Annotated in this window: 17 protein-coding genes; 12 read left to right on the forward strand and 5 right to left on the reverse strand. The window is 32.5% G+C overall.

Annotated features, from left to right (window positions below; translation table 11 throughout):
• Positions 1-55 precede the first annotated feature (55 nt).
• A complete protein-coding gene (locus EHC72_RS08810) occupies positions 56-196 on the forward strand; it encodes a Sec-independent protein translocase subunit TatA/TatB (RefSeq protein ID WP_131537316.1) in 141 nt (46 codons plus the stop codon).
• 90 nt (positions 197-286) lie between these two features.
• On the opposite strand, the gene EHC72_RS08815 is transcribed toward EHC72_RS08810, so the two are convergent.
• Entirely contained in the window at positions 287-679 is a 393-nt protein-coding gene (locus tag EHC72_RS08815; protein WP_131537317.1) for a hypothetical protein, read from the reverse strand.
• A 296-nt stretch (positions 680-975) separates the two neighbouring features.
• On the opposite strand from EHC72_RS08815, the gene EHC72_RS23235 reads away from it, so the two are divergent.
• Both EHC72_RS23235 and EHC72_RS08825 read left to right on the forward strand, forming a co-directional pair.
• A complete protein-coding gene (locus EHC72_RS23235; protein WP_131537318.1) occupies positions 976-4,530 on the forward strand; it encodes a PKD domain-containing protein in 3,555 nt (1,184 codons plus the stop codon).
• A 2-nt stretch (positions 4,531-4,532) separates the two neighbouring features.
• On the forward strand, positions 4,533-5,546 hold the full coding sequence (locus EHC72_RS08825; RefSeq protein ID WP_131537319.1) for a PorP/SprF family type IX secretion system membrane protein: 1,014 nt from the start codon (positions 4,533-4,535) through the stop codon (positions 5,544-5,546).
• Between the two features lie 99 nt (positions 5,547-5,645).
• On the opposite strand, the gene rpoN is transcribed toward EHC72_RS08825, so the two are convergent.
• Positions 5,646-7,118, reverse strand: coding sequence for an RNA polymerase factor sigma-54 (rpoN, locus tag EHC72_RS08830; RefSeq protein WP_131537320.1), 1,473 nt, complete (start codon positions 7,116-7,118; stop codon positions 5,646-5,648).
• Positions 7,119-7,279: 161 nt separating this feature from the next.
• Between rpoN and mscL the strand changes: the two genes are divergently transcribed.
• Positions 7,280-7,669: a large-conductance mechanosensitive channel protein MscL gene (mscL, locus tag EHC72_RS08835; RefSeq protein ID WP_131537321.1), complete on the forward strand. Its 390-nt coding sequence runs from the start codon at positions 7,280-7,282 to the stop codon at positions 7,667-7,669.
• Between the two features lie 56 nt (positions 7,670-7,725).
• Here mscL and EHC72_RS08840 read toward each other — a convergent pair whose 3' ends face one another.
• Positions 7,726-8,598, reverse strand: coding sequence for a ChaN family lipoprotein (locus EHC72_RS08840; RefSeq protein WP_131537322.1), 873 nt, complete (start codon positions 8,596-8,598; stop codon positions 7,726-7,728).
• A gap of 132 nt (positions 8,599-8,730) precedes the next feature.
• On the opposite strand from EHC72_RS08840, the gene EHC72_RS08845 reads away from it, so the two are divergent.
• From EHC72_RS08845 to tsaB, 8 genes are all read left to right on the forward strand, one after another.
• Complete coding sequence (locus EHC72_RS08845) at positions 8,731-9,492, forward strand: LiaF transmembrane domain-containing protein (RefSeq protein ID WP_131537323.1); 762 nt, start codon at positions 8,731-8,733, stop codon at positions 9,490-9,492.
• A gap of 10 nt (positions 9,493-9,502) precedes the next feature.
• On the forward strand, positions 9,503-9,838 hold the full coding sequence (locus tag EHC72_RS08850) for a DUF4288 domain-containing protein (RefSeq protein ID WP_165585796.1): 336 nt from the start codon (positions 9,503-9,505) through the stop codon (positions 9,836-9,838).
• Positions 9,839-9,844: 6 nt separating this feature from the next.
• Positions 9,845-10,906, forward strand: a complete 1,062-nt coding sequence (locus tag EHC72_RS08855; protein WP_246029407.1) for a sensor histidine kinase — start codon at positions 9,845-9,847, stop codon at positions 10,904-10,906.
• A complete protein-coding gene (locus EHC72_RS08860; RefSeq protein ID WP_131537325.1) occupies positions 10,884-11,618 on the forward strand; it encodes a LytR/AlgR family response regulator transcription factor in 735 nt (244 codons plus the stop codon). The genes EHC72_RS08855 and EHC72_RS08860 overlap by 23 nt, the downstream gene beginning before the upstream one ends.
• A 197-nt stretch (positions 11,619-11,815) precedes the next feature.
• Positions 11,816-11,974, forward strand: a complete 159-nt coding sequence (rpmH, locus tag EHC72_RS08865; protein ID WP_090883778.1) for a 50S ribosomal protein L34 — start codon at positions 11,816-11,818, stop codon at positions 11,972-11,974.
• A 122-nt stretch (positions 11,975-12,096) separates the two neighbouring features.
• Positions 12,097-12,441, forward strand: a complete 345-nt coding sequence (locus EHC72_RS08870; RefSeq protein ID WP_394346877.1) for a ribonuclease P protein component — start codon at positions 12,097-12,099, stop codon at positions 12,439-12,441.
• The gene (gene yidD, locus EHC72_RS08875; protein ID WP_131537327.1) at positions 12,425-12,655 is read left to right on the forward strand and encodes a membrane protein insertion efficiency factor YidD; all 231 of its coding nucleotides are present in this window, start codon (positions 12,425-12,427) and stop codon (positions 12,653-12,655) included. The genes EHC72_RS08870 and yidD overlap by 17 nt, the downstream gene beginning before the upstream one ends.
• A 62-nt stretch (positions 12,656-12,717) precedes the next feature.
• Positions 12,718-13,404 carry a tRNA (adenosine(37)-N6)-threonylcarbamoyltransferase complex dimerization subunit type 1 TsaB gene (gene tsaB, locus EHC72_RS08880; protein WP_131537328.1) on the forward strand — a complete coding sequence of 229 codons (687 nt, stop codon included), beginning with the start codon at positions 12,718-12,720 and terminating at the stop codon, positions 13,402-13,404.
• On the opposite strand, the gene EHC72_RS08885 is transcribed toward tsaB, so the two are convergent.
• Positions 13,405-14,814 carry a DUF5723 family protein gene (locus EHC72_RS08885; RefSeq protein ID WP_131537329.1) on the reverse strand — a complete coding sequence of 470 codons (1,410 nt, stop codon included), beginning with the start codon at positions 14,812-14,814 and terminating at the stop codon, positions 13,405-13,407.
• Between the two features lie 28 nt (positions 14,815-14,842).
• Positions 14,843-16,414, reverse strand: a complete 1,572-nt coding sequence (locus EHC72_RS08890) for a hypothetical protein (protein WP_131537330.1) — start codon at positions 16,412-16,414, stop codon at positions 14,843-14,845.
• Between the last annotated feature and the right edge of the window lie 81 nt (positions 16,415-16,495).

The raw sequence follows: 16,495 nt of genomic DNA on the forward strand, positions 1-16,495 counted from the left end.
AATTTTAAAAACGCTAATAGATTTTTTTAATGTACATTGTGAAAAATAGCTAAATATGTCAGCAGTAGAAATTATTTTAATTGGTGTTGTTATTCTTTTAATTTTTGGAGGTAAGAAATTGCCCGAATTAATGCGTGGAATCGGAAAGAGCGTTAAGGAATTTAAAAATGCTAAAGATGAACCTCCTATAAGCTAGTTTGTTGTATTAATTGCTTTAAAGCCTGCTTTTATACAGGCTAATAATATGAAAACTGAGGTAAATTTGGTTAGTAATTTATTTTAATTATTAAGCAGATTTACTTAGAATTAAGTACTTCTTTTCGTTAAAAGTTAAATTATAAGCAGAAATAACGGTATTAATATAAGTTAAAATATTTTCTAGCTCCGTTATATCATAAAATGAATTAGTAAGTTTTTCTATACAATAACCTAATTGCTTTTTATCAAAATCATCCATTTGGCATTCCAATATTCTGTAAGCATCATTAACGCAGTTGTTTACATGCTTTCTTAAAAAATAAAAGGCATTTCTAAACTCTAAATTTAACACCTCAAAATCGAGATTTGAGTTTTGAAGATTAAAGAATGCTTTTTCAGCATTAAAGTAAATTAATAAATCAGCTTGTTCTCCAATTCTGGCAGGATAAACCTTATTTAGCAAACATTTATATGCATTCATAGAAAAATAATTTAAAATCAATAAACAAATGATTTTGTAATTTCTAAAATGAGATGTGTTTGTTTAATATGCTTAAAAGCATAAAAAACCTAGCTATAGGAACATTACAAAATATGGTTATTGAAAAATAATTAAAGTCTTTTTTACACGAACACCTCACTTTATTACACGAAACCCGATAATCGTGATGGAAAAATGTTAAATTTTAATTCTAAATGTTTTGATAACTATGTTTAATAGTATATTGCATAGATAATTATTGATGTAATGTGTTGTTTTTTAACTGCTAATAATAAATGAATAAAATTGTATTATTAGTTTTTTGCATTTTTTTCTTTCTGTCAACTCGTGTTCTCAGCCAAAATATTTCTAATGAAGGAACTGATTTTTGGGCGGTGTTTCCTACGCATGTTCCTAGTGGCACATTAGCTGAAATCGCCATTTTTGTAACTTCTAAAGCTAGTTCTGAAGCTACTGTTTCTTGTGGTAGCTATACGGAAACAAAACTTATTCCAGCAAATACAGCAGTTCAGTTTAATGTACCAAGAGCCAATGCTTATATAGATTTTACCCAGGCAAATAGCTTAAGCCCACTCGTAAATAGAGGTATCCACATAAAAGTAACTGATGGTAAACCCAAAGTTTCTGCGTATGCACATATTTATGGTAATAATAGATCTGCAGCCTCATTAATTTTACCTTATGAAACTTTAGGCCAAACTTATTATTCCATGAATTATACTCAAGTTGATTTTGGAACTTCGTTTGGAAATAATTTTTTGGTACTTGTAGCTGCCGATGATAATATGGATTTGATTATACACGAAAAGAATGGTAATGCAAAATCAATTCATTTTAATAAAGCCGGTGATGCTTATGAATATATGTCTGGACAAACAGATTTTACAGGTTTATCTGTAAATACTGATCCTGCCACATCTTCTTGTAAAAAGTTCGCAGCTTTTTCTGGTAATTCCATGATTCGTATTGAGCCTTGTGGAATCAATGGTGGTTCTTCTTATGATCCTTTATATCAACAGCTTTATCCTACAGTAAGTTGGGGTAAAAACTATGGAGTAGTACCATTTAAAAATAGAACTTATATTTTAAGAATTATTGCGCAAGAAAATAATACTACAGTTAAATTTAATGGAGAAACATTTACGCTTAATAAAGGAGAATATAAAGAAAGTGCAACACTTTCTGAGCCTACTTTTGTAACGGGCGATAAGTTAATCTCTGTTGCACAGTTTTCGCTTAGTCAAAAATGTACCTCTGCCATCGGAGGAACGTTAGTTGGTGATCCTGACATGGTTATATTAAATCCAATTGAATTTAATATTCAAGCTGTAACCGTATTTTCTTCAACTTTGCAAAACATAACAGAGCGTTATATTAATGTTATAATGGCTACAAATAAAACATCGACATTTAAAGTTGATGGTTTACCGCCGTCAAGCTCATGGAGTATCATGGCTAGTAATCCATTATATTCCTATAATCAAATTCCTGTTGTAGGTACCAGTGGAAGCTCAACATTTAAAAGCTTAACACTAACGGCTGATGATGGCTTTAATGCAACTGCATATGGTTTCGGTAATGCAGAATCTTACGCCTATTCAGCAGGAACTAATCTAGCGTCAAATAACTATCTTACATTAGTAAAAGAAACCAGCAACGAAGAAAGTTCTTATGGTTGTGTAAATTCGGCTACTAAATTTAAAATAAATTTACCTTACGAGCCAGATCAGATTTCGTGGAGTTTAGATGGTGGTACCCCAGTTTTATCGGAGCCAAATCCTGCACATGAAATTAAAGTAGTAAATGGACAAAATATTTATGTTTATACCTATCCAAATGTATTAACTTTTGCTGCCGCCGGGATACATAATTTGGTTGTGCAGGCACATTTGGCACCAAATGCCTCTAATTGTCAGAGTGGCGATTTTACTATGCTTTATCCATTTAGTATTTATGATTTACCAAAAGCAAGCTTTGATCCAATTGCAACAACCTGTGCGAAAACAGAAATTAATTTTGTAGATAAAAGTATTTCTAATACTGCTAATTTCGGAATAGTAAGTTGGTTGTGGGATTTTGGAGATGGTACAACACCTTCAACAGATCAAAATCCTAAGCATACATATGCGCAAGAAGGTAAATATACAGTAACATTAACCGCTAAAGCAGGAACAAGTTGTGCCTCCAGTACTACGCAAGAAGTTATTATTAACCCTTTACCAGTTTCGTCTTTTGAAAGTTTAGCGAAAGCTTGTATCAATATAGATTATTTAATTACAGATAAATCCACCATTAGCAGTGCAATAACTCCAAATAAAATTGTAAAATGGCATTGGGATTTTGGAGATGGATCTACGCCGATTGATAAGACCGATGGTATGCCATTTTATTATAAATACAATACATTAGGAGAAAAGCAGATTACATTAACAACGACTTCAGAAAATGGCTGTATAAATGTATCAACGCCAAAATTGATTACGGTTTATGCTTTACCGCAAGCCAATTTCACTTTGCCAGATGTATGCTCTTCTGATGATGTGGCAGTTTTCAATAATATTTCTACAGATGCAACTAGCGGAGATGGCAATTTCAACTATAAATGGGATTTCGGCGATCCAACAAATACATCTTCAAGTAATAGCTCTACACAAAAGGACGGGAAACACCAGTATATTAATCCTGGGCCGTATACAGTTACTTTAACTATAACAAATAGTAATGGTTGCGAATCTGTAAGTACTCAAAATTTTACCGTTAATGGTAGGGTAGATAAGGCTGAGGTTACTATTCATAATGCTGATAATTTATGTAGTAATAATGATGTTATAATTACGAATGGCTTTACCGCCTTAATTGGAAAAGTTGTAAGAATTGATATTTATAAAGATTACAAAACTGGTGCGCCAAGTACAATTACAAAAACAATTATGTATCCTAATAATACGGATGATATACACTTAACATATGATTCATTTGGTGGCACAGAATCTAAAAAATATGTAATTAGGGTAGTGGGGTATACTGGTGATAATGACGTTTGTACGAAAGAATTTTTACAAGAAATTACGCTGAAACCGACCCCGCAAATATCTTTTTCAGATATAACTTCGCTTTGTGATAACCAAGGCACAGTGATAATTACTGAAGCAGGCGAAACATCAGGCTTTCCTGGTCGTGGAGTTTTTACAAGTGACGGAAACGGAATGTCGGAAGATGGAACTTACAACCCTAAAATAGCGGGCGAGGGGATACATAATATTACCTATACGTTTACAGGGGATAATCAATGCTCTTCTTCCATTACAAAAAGCGTGAAAGTTTATAAATCGCCAAGCGCAGATGCAGGAAGTGCACTTTATATTTTGGCTGGTGGAGAAATTCAAATACCAGCAACGGCAGAAGGCTCAAATTTAACCTATAAATGGACACCCTCTACTGGATTAAATAATGATGCCATTTTAAATCCAATGGCTGCTCCAACAAAAGATACAGATTATAAACTAGAAGTATTTGGTGATGGAGGATGCTCGGCTATTAGCTATGTAACTGTTAAAGTATTAGAAGCTTTAAATCCACCTAATTCATTTAGTCCAAATGGAGATAATATTAACGATGTTTGGGTAATAAAATATTTGGATAGTTATCCTAACGCTACCGTTGAAATTTTTAATAGAAATGGAAACAGAGTCTTCTTTAGCAATGGATATAAAGTGCCTTTTGATGGCAATTATCAAAATGAGCCACTTCCTGTGGGGGTTTATTATTATGTTATAAGTCCAAAAAATGGAAGAAAAATTATTAGCGGATCTCTTACAATAATCAGATAAAATTGAAGAAATATCTATTCATATTTGCAATGTTTGCCATTTGTTTTGCTGGTTTTGCGCAACAGAAGCCTCAATATACACAATACATTTTCAATCAATATTTGCTCAATCCTGCATTATCAGGAATTGAAAATTATATTGATTTTAAAATGGGGTACCGTAAGCAATGGGCAGGAATAAATGATGCGCCTAGAACTTCATTTGCCTCAGCAAATTGGGCGTTGGGCGATAATCAGCTATGGAGTAATGCCTTAACTTCTTTTCCTGAGCAAACAGGAAATCCGATGGATCGAAACTATACCCAAAATTATACTTCTTCTCCATCTCATCACGGTATGGGGGTAACGGCTGTATTGGATAAAACAGGGCCATTATCACGGTTGGATGCGAATGTTACCTATGCCTATCATATACAATTGAGCGATAAATTCAATTTGTCAGCAGGTGTTGCTGCAGGTATTTCGAGCATATCTCTTGATGTTAATGCCTTAACTTTTGATAATTCCAATGAACCTGCTCTATCAAGAGCCTTAGTAAATCAAATAAAACCAGATTTAAGCATAGGTTTGTGGCTATATGGAGCAAGGATGTTTGCCGGACTTTCTGTACAACAAATTTTACCTCAAAAACTTAGCTTCTCTGCTGATAATGTTTATAATAAAGGAAAGGAAGTGCCGCACGTTTTTGGTACAGTTGGCTATAAATTTTTTATGGATGACGATATTGCTGCCATTCCATCTGTTATGGTTAAGTATGCACAGCCTGCGCCTGTTTCAGTAGATTTAAATATTAAATTTGCATTTAAAGATAAAGTATGGCTAGGTGGAAGTTATCGTAAAGATGATTCCTTTTCTGCTATGGCAGGATTTAATATAGGAAAGATGGTTAACTTAACTTATTCCTACGATTTTACAACTTCAGAACTAAATCAGGTTAGTAATGGTAGCCATGAAATTGTTTTAGGATTATTGCTGAACAACATTTATAAGGTTCCTTCTTATATTAAAATGTGGTAGTTCAGCCGCTGGCGCAAATTCAAAATCAGCTTGTGTTTATGAAATAAAAAATAAGCTTCAATTTACAATTTTATGTAACTGTAAATTGAAACTGATTAATTAAAGTTCTTTTCTTAATCTTGCAACAGGAATATTCATTTGTTCGCGGTATTTTGCAACCGTTCTTCTGGCAATATTATAACCTCTATCCTTTAAAATTTCTGTTAATTTCTCATCAGCAAGTGGTTTACGTTTATCTTCATTGCCAATACAATCTTCCAGAATTTTTTTAACCTCTTTATTAGAAACCTCTTCACCATTTTCTGTTTGAATGGCTTCAGAGAAGAACGATTTTAATAAAAACGTTCCAAATTCTGTTTGTACATATTTTGAATTAGCAACACGAGATACCGTAGAAATATCCATATCAATTTTATCTGCAATATCTTTTAAAATCATTGGGCGCATTTTACGCTCATCTGCAGTTAAAAAATATTCATATTGATAGTGCATAATTGCATTCATTGTTTTAAGTAAAGTTTGCTGTCTTTGCTTAATTGCATCAATAAACCATTTAGCCGAATCTAACTTTTGCTTAACAAATTGTACTGCCTCTTTTAGTTTTTTGTCCTTAGAAGATGCTTTATCATAATGCTCAAACATTTCCTGGTAAGATCTACTTACTTTAAGTTCTGGTGCATTTTTTGAATTTAAGGTCAATATTAAAATGCCATCATTATTACTGATGTGGAAATCAGGAATGATTTGCATTTGCTTGGTTGTTACCTGATTAGCATCTCCCGGTTTAGGGTTTAAACGCAAAATTTCATTTACAACTTCTTTTAATTCCTCGCTATCCAGGCCTAAGCTTTTTTCAAGCTTATCATAATGTTTACGTGTAAACTCATCAAGATAATTTTCTACAATATTTATTGCTTTAATAATTATCGGATTTTGAATATCTTTTCTTTTTAACTGAATAAGTAAACACTCCTTTAAATCTCTGGCACCGATGCCTGGAGGATCAAAGCTTTGAATTAGCCTAAGCATTTCCAATACATCCTCTTCCTCAACCATAACATTTTGAGAAAATGCTAAATCATCAATCATGGAACTTAACGGACGGCGTAAATAACCATCATCATCTAAGCTTCCAATAATTTGCTTACCTACTATAAAATCCTGATCGGATAGGGGAATTAGGTCTAATTGTTCCTGTAAACTTTCGAAAAATGTACTTTCAATGGCAATTGGAGTTTCTTTTTTCTCCTCATCATCATCGCCATTATTATAATTAGTACTGTAATCGTTCGTACTGTCGTCTTGCAGGTAATCATCTACATTAAACTCATCCATACTGGTATCTTCAGATGATTTTTCATAATCATCTGGACCATCATTTAAATCGTCATATTCGCCTTTTGGCTCATCCTGAGTCATTAAACTTGGATCTTCGAGTGCAGGATTTTCTTCCAGTTCTTCTTTAACCCGGGTATCTAAAGCAACAGTTGGCACTTGCAGCAGCTTAATAAATTGTATTTGCTGAGGTGATAACTTCTGTAATAATTTTTGTTGTAGATGTTGCTTTAGCATATTTAATATTAAAGTATTTCGCAAAAATAAACAAATGATCTCAGATATTCCTCAGAAATCACCTAAATGCTTATGATAAGATTGCCTAAAATATTTTCTAAACATTTGTAATCAATTTTATGTTTGTTACTTTTAATGAATTATTGATTAAAACTAAAAATATGGGATTTGTAAAAGAATTTAAAGATTTTGCTGTAAAGGGCAATGTTATTGATTTGGCTGTCGGTGTAATTATTGGTGCTGCGTTTGGAAAAATCGTAAGCTCATTGGTTGAAGATATTATCACACCAGCTGTATTAGGACCTGCACTTAAAGCCGCAGGACTTGAAGATTTGAGTAAACTTACCATTGCGGGTACGGCAATTAAGTATGGTAACTTTTTATCGCAGGTAATATCATTTATTATTATTGCTTTAGTTTTGTTCATCATCATTAAAACAGTAAATAATATTAAGAAGAAAGAAGTAGAAGCCCCTGCTGCAGCTCCTGTACCAACAAAAGAAGAAGTATTATTAACTGAGATTAGAGATTTGCTTAAAGCAAAAGCCTAATTAGTTATATCTAGTAACTATAAAGAAGTTCATCCCCTCTTTATAGTTACTTTTAATTAAAAACTTCTTTTTACTTCCGGATCGGTGATGATAATGTAATCACCTAAATTTGAGAATTTATTCCAGTTGGGATCATTAAACCCTGCATCAGAAAATGAAGAGATGTTTAATATCCTTGCCTTTGGTGCGTATTTTTGAAGTTTTGCTGCAGTTCCAAGTTTTTCATCACTATGAAAACGCCCATTTAATTGCAAAACTTTAAAACCTTTATTTTCCTTTAAAAATTTAGCGATAGACCATGCCATCGTTGCATCCCAAAGGTTTTGAGTTTGATAAATTTTCATAGGACCCATGCTATGCCCGCCTAAAGTTTCTGCAAATTTATCATTGTATCTTCCTACGGCTGTATCAATTGGAAGAGGTGGTAGATATTGCATTGATGTTTTAGGGAAGTTTTTTAGTGCTTCCAAGCCGCCTTTTGTTACTGCATTACTGTATCGCGTTGCGGCATTGCCACCAATTACAATCAAATTATACTGCTTTGCATATTCTATCAAAGGTTTATAATCTTTATAATTTCCCCATGCTCTACTTTCCTTAATAAAGTTTTTTTCAGAAATTGATCCTACTAGATATTCATTCAAAATCGGTTGCACATCGGTATGAAACATTTCCATAGTTAAAGAGGTGCGTTTTGCGTACTTTTCATTTAACTTTTTGAATATTTCTGCTTCCAAATAATGTCCTATCGAATCATTATGCTCCTCTCCAAAAAATAAAACATCTGCGTTTTCCATGTCTGATACAATATTATCTATGGAAATAACCTGTTGCTTTTTTACATCGTATATTTTGTAGCGTGTATTAATATCCTGCGCATAAAGGTTACAAGGAACTATAAAAGCAATTATTATTAAAAGAAATTTCATGCCGTCAAAATAGCAAAATAAATTTCACCGATGAAATTATGTGCTTTACCGCTATTTGTTTAACACCTACGGATTAACCTTCCAGTAATTTATAGTTTATAAATACATTTGAATATTAAATCAGTACACGAAATGGAAAATTCAAATAATAATCGTTCAGGCAGAGCTTTAAGTGGTGTTATCATCATTTTCATCGGACTTGCTTTCCTGCTCGATAACGTAGGCTTGCGTATCCCACATTGGGTATTTAGCTGGCATACACTTTTAATGGTTATAGGTCTTTTTATAGGGATCAGACGTCATTTTAGAGGCGCAGGCTGGTTAATTATGGTTTTAATAGGCGGCTATTTTACCATCGACGATATGGTTGGCGTGGATTTCGATTTTTCTAAATATGCTTTAGGAATTGGTTTCTTAATTTTAGGTGCTTATCTAATTTTGAGACCTAAATACACTTATAGAGATAAAAAAAGATTTAGAGATCGTTTTAATCAAGAGTTTACTGCACCAGTAAACGATATGGGATCATTCGAAAATGCCGAAACAATTAACAATAATGATTTGATTGATGTGATTTCTGTTTTTGGAGGAAGCCACCAAACTGTTTACTCTAAAAACTTTAAAGGAGGGGATGTTACTGTAGTTTTTGGAGGTGCAGATATTAATTTAACACAAGCAGATTTTAATGAATCCGTTAAACTTGATGTAACCGCAATTTTTGGGGGAATAAAATTGATAGTTCCTCAAAACTGGGCGATTAAATCTAATGTAACTGCAATTTTTGGAAGTGTAGAAGATAAAAGATCACATGTGATGCCAAATGGAGAGATCCAAAAAACATTAGTATTGGATGGTACAGCCATGTTTGGTGGCATCGAAATAAAAAGCTTTTAAACCTTAAATGATGAAATGGTTCGCAGTAAATTATGTTTACCAAATTATATGTGGAGAGGGTAAGCATGCGCCTCAATTTAATGAACAAGTACGGCTGATTAAAGAAACGGATATTAAATGCGCTTTTAAAAAAGCTCAAATATTGGCAAATGAATACAACAGCTCATTCAAAAACTTTTTCAATGAAAATGTAATCTGGAAATTTGTAGGTGTTGGCAGTATAGTTGAGATTGTTGAACCTGCAGAGGGCGTAGAAATAAGTTCGATAATTTTAGAACCCCAGTCGGTTAAAGATTATCTAAAAAAAATAAAGCACAGAAATAAATTGTTAACACAAACTAACTAAACCGCTTTGACAACTAGACCACTATCTGTACCACAGATAAAAAAAATATCTTCGGCAATCGCTATTGCATGGATTGTTTTATGTGCAGTAGGATTGCATTATTATATTAATTTTTCGTGGTTAATTTCCTTTACCGATAGTTTTATAAGTAATTTTTTGTTGGCCATAGCTTGCATAAGCATTAGCAATATGTTAGGATATTATCAGCCTAAAAACGAAAGGATTTTATATGTTTTAATTGTTACGCTGGCTTTAACATTTGTAATACTTTATATAGCAAAATATAGCTTGTTTTATGTTTTCGCTGATTTTAAAAATTACAAGGATTTTTATAATTTCTCTTTTCCGTTTAGAGGGTTAATTACGTTTATGTGCTTGGGATGGTGTGCCTTAGCTAATATTTTATGGTATAGGCTAGAGGAACAATCGGAAACTCAATCGCGTCTTTTATCTGCTCAAAACCTTGCCAAAGAAGCAGAATTAAACAAGCTAAGACATCAGCTACAACCACATTTTTTATTCAATAGTTTAAATTCAGTTTTTGCATTAACAATGGTTAATCCAAAAGAAGCAGGTGTAATGATTACTAAATTAGCATCTTTTTTAAGAGGGACGTTAAAACGTGATGATGAATTATGGGTTTCGGTAGAGGAGGAGATGGAATACATTCAGCTTTACCTGGATATTGAAAAAGTAAGGTTTAGCCATCGATTAAATATAGAAGTTAATGTTGCTGATGACACTCTTAAGCTTTGTTTACCAGGAACATTGCTTCAGCCTATCGTAGAAAATGCCATAAAGTTTGGTTTATACAACACATCGGCAGGTATAACTATAAAAATTGATGTTAGCGTACAGCAGCAAATTTTAAAGGTTAGGGTGCAAAATCCTTTCGATCCTGAAATGAAAGCTGCCGGAGGAACAGGTTTCGGCTTGACAGCGATAAAAAGAAGATTATATTTGCTTTTTGCTAACGCCGATTTATTGCAAACCGAAACTGAGGCAAATAATTTATATATTACCACCTTAAAAATTCCTCAAAAAAATGATCAGAACTATACTAATTGATGATGAACCTCTAGCCAGGGATATTGTAAAACATTATCTTTCTGATTATAAAGACATAGAAATTATAGCTGAATGTAATGATGGTTTTGAAGGCCTGAAAGCCATTAGTTCGCATAAGCCTGACCTTATTTTCTTGGATATCCAGATGCCGAAAATTAGCGGTTTCGAAATGCTCGAACTTGTTGAAAATAAGCCTGCCGTTATTTTTACTACCGCATTTGATGAGTTTGCAATAAAGGCTTTTGAGGTAAATGCCGTAGATTACCTATTAAAACCTATAGATAAAACTCGTTTTGATCAGGCAATGCAGAAGTTACCTTCGCGTTTAAATCAGTCAGAAAATACCGAAGCAGTTTTAGATGCAGCAGCTTTAAGCCCTGCTCAAAATAATAGGGTAGTGGTGAAAAAGGATGGCGTAATTAAAATTATTCCTGTAGCTGATATAAATTATCTAGAAGCCGATGATGATTACGTGAAATTAAGCACTGTTGATGGCTCATTTTATAAGAATAAAACCATGTCTTTCTTTGAGCAAACGCTCGACGCTACTCAATTTATAAGAATCCATCGCTCTTACATTATTAACCTTGCACAAGTAACTAAAATTGAACTTAAGGAAAAAGATAGTTATGTAGTTCTTTTAAAATCAGATATCTGGTTGCCTGTGAGCAAAACTGGTTATGTTAAATTAAAGGCTGCACTTGGTATGTAATGCATTTATAGAGATAAATAGATGGTTAATATCCAAAATTTACTCACATAGATTAAGGTTGGGCTGGGAGGTTCAATAATAATTGCTACATTTGCCATTCAATAAAAAATAAAAACAAAAGAGACTTGCATTTATAAACGAATAATTTTATATTTGCACCTCTTAATTTTAAAAATTACAACAGATAATATACAGTCATGAAAAGAACATTCCAACCTTCGCAAAGAAAGAGAAGAAACAAACACGGCTTCCGCGAAAGAATGGCAACAGCTAACGGCAGACGAGTATTAGCATCACGTCGTGCTAAAGGAAGAAAAAGATTAACAGTTTCTGACGAGCGCAAGCACAAAGCATAATTTTTGATTGCTTTTTCGGGCTAACCGAAATCGGCAGATCAAAATCTGCAATTATCAATCAAAAAAATATGTACACATTTCGAAAAGAAGAACGGTTATGCAGCAGAAAACATTTAGATCTGTTGTTTAAAAACGGTTCTTCTTTTTTATTATACCCATTTCGTATTTCCTATCTTTTTATTGATTATCAGGCTGATGTTCAGGCTCAAGTGGTAATTAATGTTCCTAAAAAAAGATATAAAAGGGCGGTAGATCGTAATCTACTAAAACGCCGTATTAGAGAAGTTTACCGTTTAAATAAGCAAGAAAATTTTTATAGCCAACTGCCTGAAGATAAAGGCCTGCTTTTATTTTCTATTCAATTTATTGGCAAAGAAAAATATAATTACGCCTTTTTAGAGAAAAAACTTCTGTCTACTTTTAAGCGATTTAAAACTCTGATTCAACCAAATGAAGATCATAAATAAAATTTTCGGCTGGTTTTTTTTAATGTTAATCAGAATTTACCAGTATGCCATTTCTCCAATGCTTGGTGCAAATTGTAGGTTTACACCAACATGTTCTCAATATGGAATGGAGGCCATCAAAAAACATGGACCTTTTAAAGGGGGCTGGTTAACGATTAAAAGAATAGGGCGTTGTCATCCTTGGGGTAAACACGGGCACGATCCAGTTCCTTAAATTTTTTTTAGTTCTTAGCAATTTTCTATAATCCATTTTTCATTTATTAATATCTTTGCCTCATGGCTAAAATACTTCAAATTGAAACAGCTACTCAAATTTGCTCTGTTGCATTATCAATTGACGGAAAAACGGTTGCTTTAAAAGAAGAAAGTGGCCAAAATCTTCACGCCAGTAATTTAACCTTATTTATTGACGGTGTTATTAAGAGTGCTGGCTTAACTTATAAAGATTTAGATGCTGTTACAGTAAGTAAGGGCCCTGGTTCGTATACAGGTCTTCGTATTGGTGTTTCTACCGCTAAAGGATTGTGTTATGCCTTAGATATTCCATTAATTGCAATAGAAACTCTGGAAATGATGGCTGCTGGTTTTTTTTACGAAAATCCTGAGTACAACGGTCTAGTATGTCCAATGATTGACGCCAGAAGAATGGAAGTTTATACCGCAATTTTTGATGCTGAATTAATGGTTTTAGAGCCAACTTCAGCAAAAATCATTGATGATACAAGTTTTAAATCCATTCTTGATAAAAATCAAATGGTTTTTTTGGGTGATGGTGCTGCAAAATGTGCTGAAACTTTATCACATCCAAATTCAGCTTTTAACGCAATTAATTTTAATTCAGCTAGTTATATGTCTGCTTTAGCTTTTAACGCCTTTAAAGTAAATAACTTTGAAAATGTAGCTTACTTTGAACCTTTTTACCTGAAGGATTTTGTTTTAACTCAACCGAAAAAGAAAGTTTAACTATTTTCTTTTAAAAATTGAAAACAGATTTTTAAAGAAACTTCCACCTTCTTTGTCGTTAATGCCTGGCATTGTATCGCTAAACTGCGGATGGTTTACAATATTACCAAATTTAATCCCTACACCCATGTAGAACGATGCACCATTTGGACCACTGCCAATGCTTGCATCACTTTTTATAAGCCCATTAACTTGGCTTGCTGTCGATGTTAAATTATCCGTTCCTAAAAACAGTTCGAAATTTGGGGTTTGATATTTTCCCTGTAAACCAACCATGAAAATATTATTTAGGTTATACAGTGGCGTAACACTTGCCGAAAAATTATTGTAACTAAATGTATTAATCAAAGCAATATCTCCACCTTGATAAAACAAATTTTTAGATATCACTAACCCTGGTTTGTAAAAACCGTATACTTTAGAAATGTATACATCAGCTTTTGCATTTGTTGGACTTAAAAACTTTTTAGGTTGCTCTGAAAGTAAAAAGATGTCTTTAATTTCTTGATTTGTATTTGATTGATTAAAAGCTAAATCATCAATAATTTTATTTGTGTTGATTGATGTTCTTTGAGAACTATTCCGCCACCAGATAAAGCCTAAATCCTTTATGTTAGCTATTAAAAACAAGCCTTTTTTAGTCGTGTAATTTGTTCCGAAACTAAAAGATAAGCCGGGGTTTTTAAAATCAGGGAAAAACGTTTTTTTATCAATATCCTTTGTATCCCTGAAGTTGCTTGAATAGGTTCCATTCAAACCAATTGCTAGTGCATTTTGTGCTTCGCTAATGTAAAGGCTAGAATTATAAATGTTAAGCTTGTTGTATAAAATACCGCTTAATAAACTGGCTTTCAATCCAAAAGCCAAGCGTTTATTGTAGTTCTCGCGATAGGTAAAACTAAATTGATGATAAGTTTGCTGATAGCCATTTGTGTTGAAAATATTATTGAGAGGGGTATTTGTTGGAAACCTTGTATAAGAATCAAAAATTGCCAAAGTTTCGTTTGTATAATCTATGTGAGAATCTGATCTGACTTGCCAGGCAAATCCCATTTCCTTTTGATACTTATAAGATTTGAAAATTCGAAATGTTGCAATGTAAACGTTACTGTTTTCGTAGAAATTGTTGAGTTTACCACTTCCAATATCCAGCGTTCTGGTGTCATTTACACCTTCTTGTACATATTTTCTAATTACATATTCTGCAGGACCTTTATTTGCGCCATTTACACCAAAATATGGTAGGAAGAAATTAGATGAAAATTTTCTTGAAGAATCTAAAGTGAATGACTTTTGTGATGGATTTTCAAAAGCATCAAACATGGTTTTCGTTCCAAATAAGGAATATTGCTGAGCACTTAATTTATTAAAACTAAGTATTATGGCTAGCACTAGTAAAAGTTTCTTCATGTAGGCGAGAGTTACGGCTTATTTTGTATTAACGGTTGCTGGTTGAATCTGGTATTTCAGTTTTTAAATATTTGTTTAAAAGCATGTTAGTGATAAATTTATTTTTGTCGGCACTCATTTGGTAATAGAAAGTGTCAAAATTTTTCAATGCGCTATCTGCTCTTAAATGTTTGTAAAATGGCAATAAAATATTGCTTCTAAAAATATCTGCCGAATTTTTAGTGTTAATGTAATAACTAATGTTAGAAACATTAGAAATTTGATTTAATGCATCCACATATTGTGGCGTTTGCATTAATAATTTATTGTTTTTGTAGTGACTAAGAAATGATTGAATTGTGCTTGCGTTATTAGCTACAACTAAATTGTTATCGATAATGGTATAGTATGGTCTGCCAAATTTTTTAAATGGTTCACCAAAAAATGGATATAAAATATCAGCCGATTTAAAAAGTTTAATATTTTCATCATAATCAGCACTTATATCCAACAGCAATTGTTTTACTTTTTCTCCATTGGTTAAAGAAATCGCACCTAATTTTTCTGCTGTGCTTAGTTGAAAAATAATAAATTGATTTTTTGCATAAACAGGAAAGATCGTATTTAAATCTGTTCTGTATTCCGTTTTTATATTCTTAATTATTTTTAATGCTTTCTCAGTTTCATTTTTTTCGGTTAACCAACCGTTTAACTTCTTAAGCCATTTTTTATAATCATCTGTAGCATACAAAGTATAGTTTGCAGTATTATCTGGAAGTAAATTGGTAATGGTGATATTTTGTGACGGTGTATTTTCAAAAAGTTTAAGATAGTTATCTGACGATTTTAACTCTGTACTGCCATTGAACAAAATTTTCTCTTTGCTGAAGTTATAATTAAGTGATGCAAAGCTATTTTGCTTATTAAACAAAGAAATTTCGCCATTAATATTTCCTGCTATTATGTTTTTAAGTAGCAAAGGTGCCTGATTAAAATTTATATAAATATGTGCTAATACATTTTTGTTAAAACGGTTATTCTCTTTTATATATTCCGTAAATGGATTTTCAGTTAACCTGGTTTCGGCATCTTTTACCAACTTTATTGATGTAGAGGCTGTAATCACTTTGTTTTCTATTCCAATAAAAATTGAGGTGCTATCATTTAGCTTCAACGTAAATATATTCTTTTCTCCTCCTTTAGAGATTGCGCCACTCACCTTAAGTTGATCGTAAAATTGCTTGATTTTTTTTTCAGTCTGAATTTGAACCGTTAACAAGAAATTTAAGGTTTTATTCGAATCAGGTAAAACACTTAGGTAAATTTGTTGATCTTTAATAAAGTTGTTAAACGCAGGTTTGTTTATAATTGCTTCTTTTAAATCACTTAATAATTTAGTTTTTTCTTTTCCTAAAACCTGTTGTATAAGCCCTTGCCCGGCAATAATATCATAAAATCCCTTATCATTTTGGAAGGAAAATATTAGAGAGGCATTATTGGTAGCCGATTGTAATGCTAAATCTTTTGCATTATTATCTGTACTTAATTTTGTAAAATATAAATAAGCCATAAAGGCTACCCCAAGAAATAATGCGCTTAATAATATTATTATTTTTTTCATGTGTTTATGCAACAAATTTAATTTATTACATCGATTAGTAAGAAGTTCTTCGCCAATTTATTAATTTAGCGGCTGCTTTAA

It is taken from the genome of Pedobacter nototheniae, from assembly GCF_004335085.1.
Classification (GTDB): domain Bacteria; phylum Bacteroidota; class Bacteroidia; order Sphingobacteriales; family Sphingobacteriaceae; genus Pedobacter; species Pedobacter nototheniae.

Coding starts and splice junctions, on each gene's coding strand:
- EHC72_RS08810 (WP_131537316.1), top strand. CDS start 56: ATGTCAGCAGTAGAAATTATTTTAATTGGTGTTGTTATTCTTTTAATT.
- EHC72_RS08815 (WP_131537317.1), bottom strand. CDS start 679: ATGAATGCATATAAATGTTTGCTAAATAAGGTTTATCCTGCCAGAATT.
- EHC72_RS23235 (WP_131537318.1), top strand. CDS start 976: ATGAATAAAATTGTATTATTAGTTTTTTGCATTTTTTTCTTTCTGTCA.
- rpoN (WP_131537320.1), bottom strand. CDS start 7,118: ATGCTAAAGCAACATCTACAACAAAAATTATTACAGAAGTTATCACCT.
- mscL (WP_131537321.1), top strand. CDS start 7,280: ATGGGATTTGTAAAAGAATTTAAAGATTTTGCTGTAAAGGGCAATGTT.
- EHC72_RS08840 (WP_131537322.1), bottom strand. CDS start 8,598: ATGAAATTTCTTTTAATAATAATTGCTTTTATAGTTCCTTGTAACCTT.
- EHC72_RS08845 (WP_131537323.1), top strand. CDS start 8,731: ATGGAAAATTCAAATAATAATCGTTCAGGCAGAGCTTTAAGTGGTGTT.
- EHC72_RS08850 (WP_165585796.1), top strand. CDS start 9,503: ATGAAATGGTTCGCAGTAAATTATGTTTACCAAATTATATGTGGAGAG.
- EHC72_RS08860 (WP_131537325.1), top strand. CDS start 10,884: ATGATCAGAACTATACTAATTGATGATGAACCTCTAGCCAGGGATATT.
- rpmH (WP_090883778.1), top strand. CDS start 11,816: ATGAAAAGAACATTCCAACCTTCGCAAAGAAAGAGAAGAAACAAACAC.
- yidD (WP_131537327.1), top strand. CDS start 12,425: ATGAAGATCATAAATAAAATTTTCGGCTGGTTTTTTTTAATGTTAATC.
- tsaB (WP_131537328.1), top strand. CDS start 12,718: ATGGCTAAAATACTTCAAATTGAAACAGCTACTCAAATTTGCTCTGTT.
- EHC72_RS08885 (WP_131537329.1), bottom strand. CDS start 14,814: ATGAAGAAACTTTTACTAGTGCTAGCCATAATACTTAGTTTTAATAAA.
- EHC72_RS08890 (WP_131537330.1), bottom strand. CDS start 16,414: ATGAAAAAAATAATAATATTATTAAGCGCATTATTTCTTGGGGTAGCC.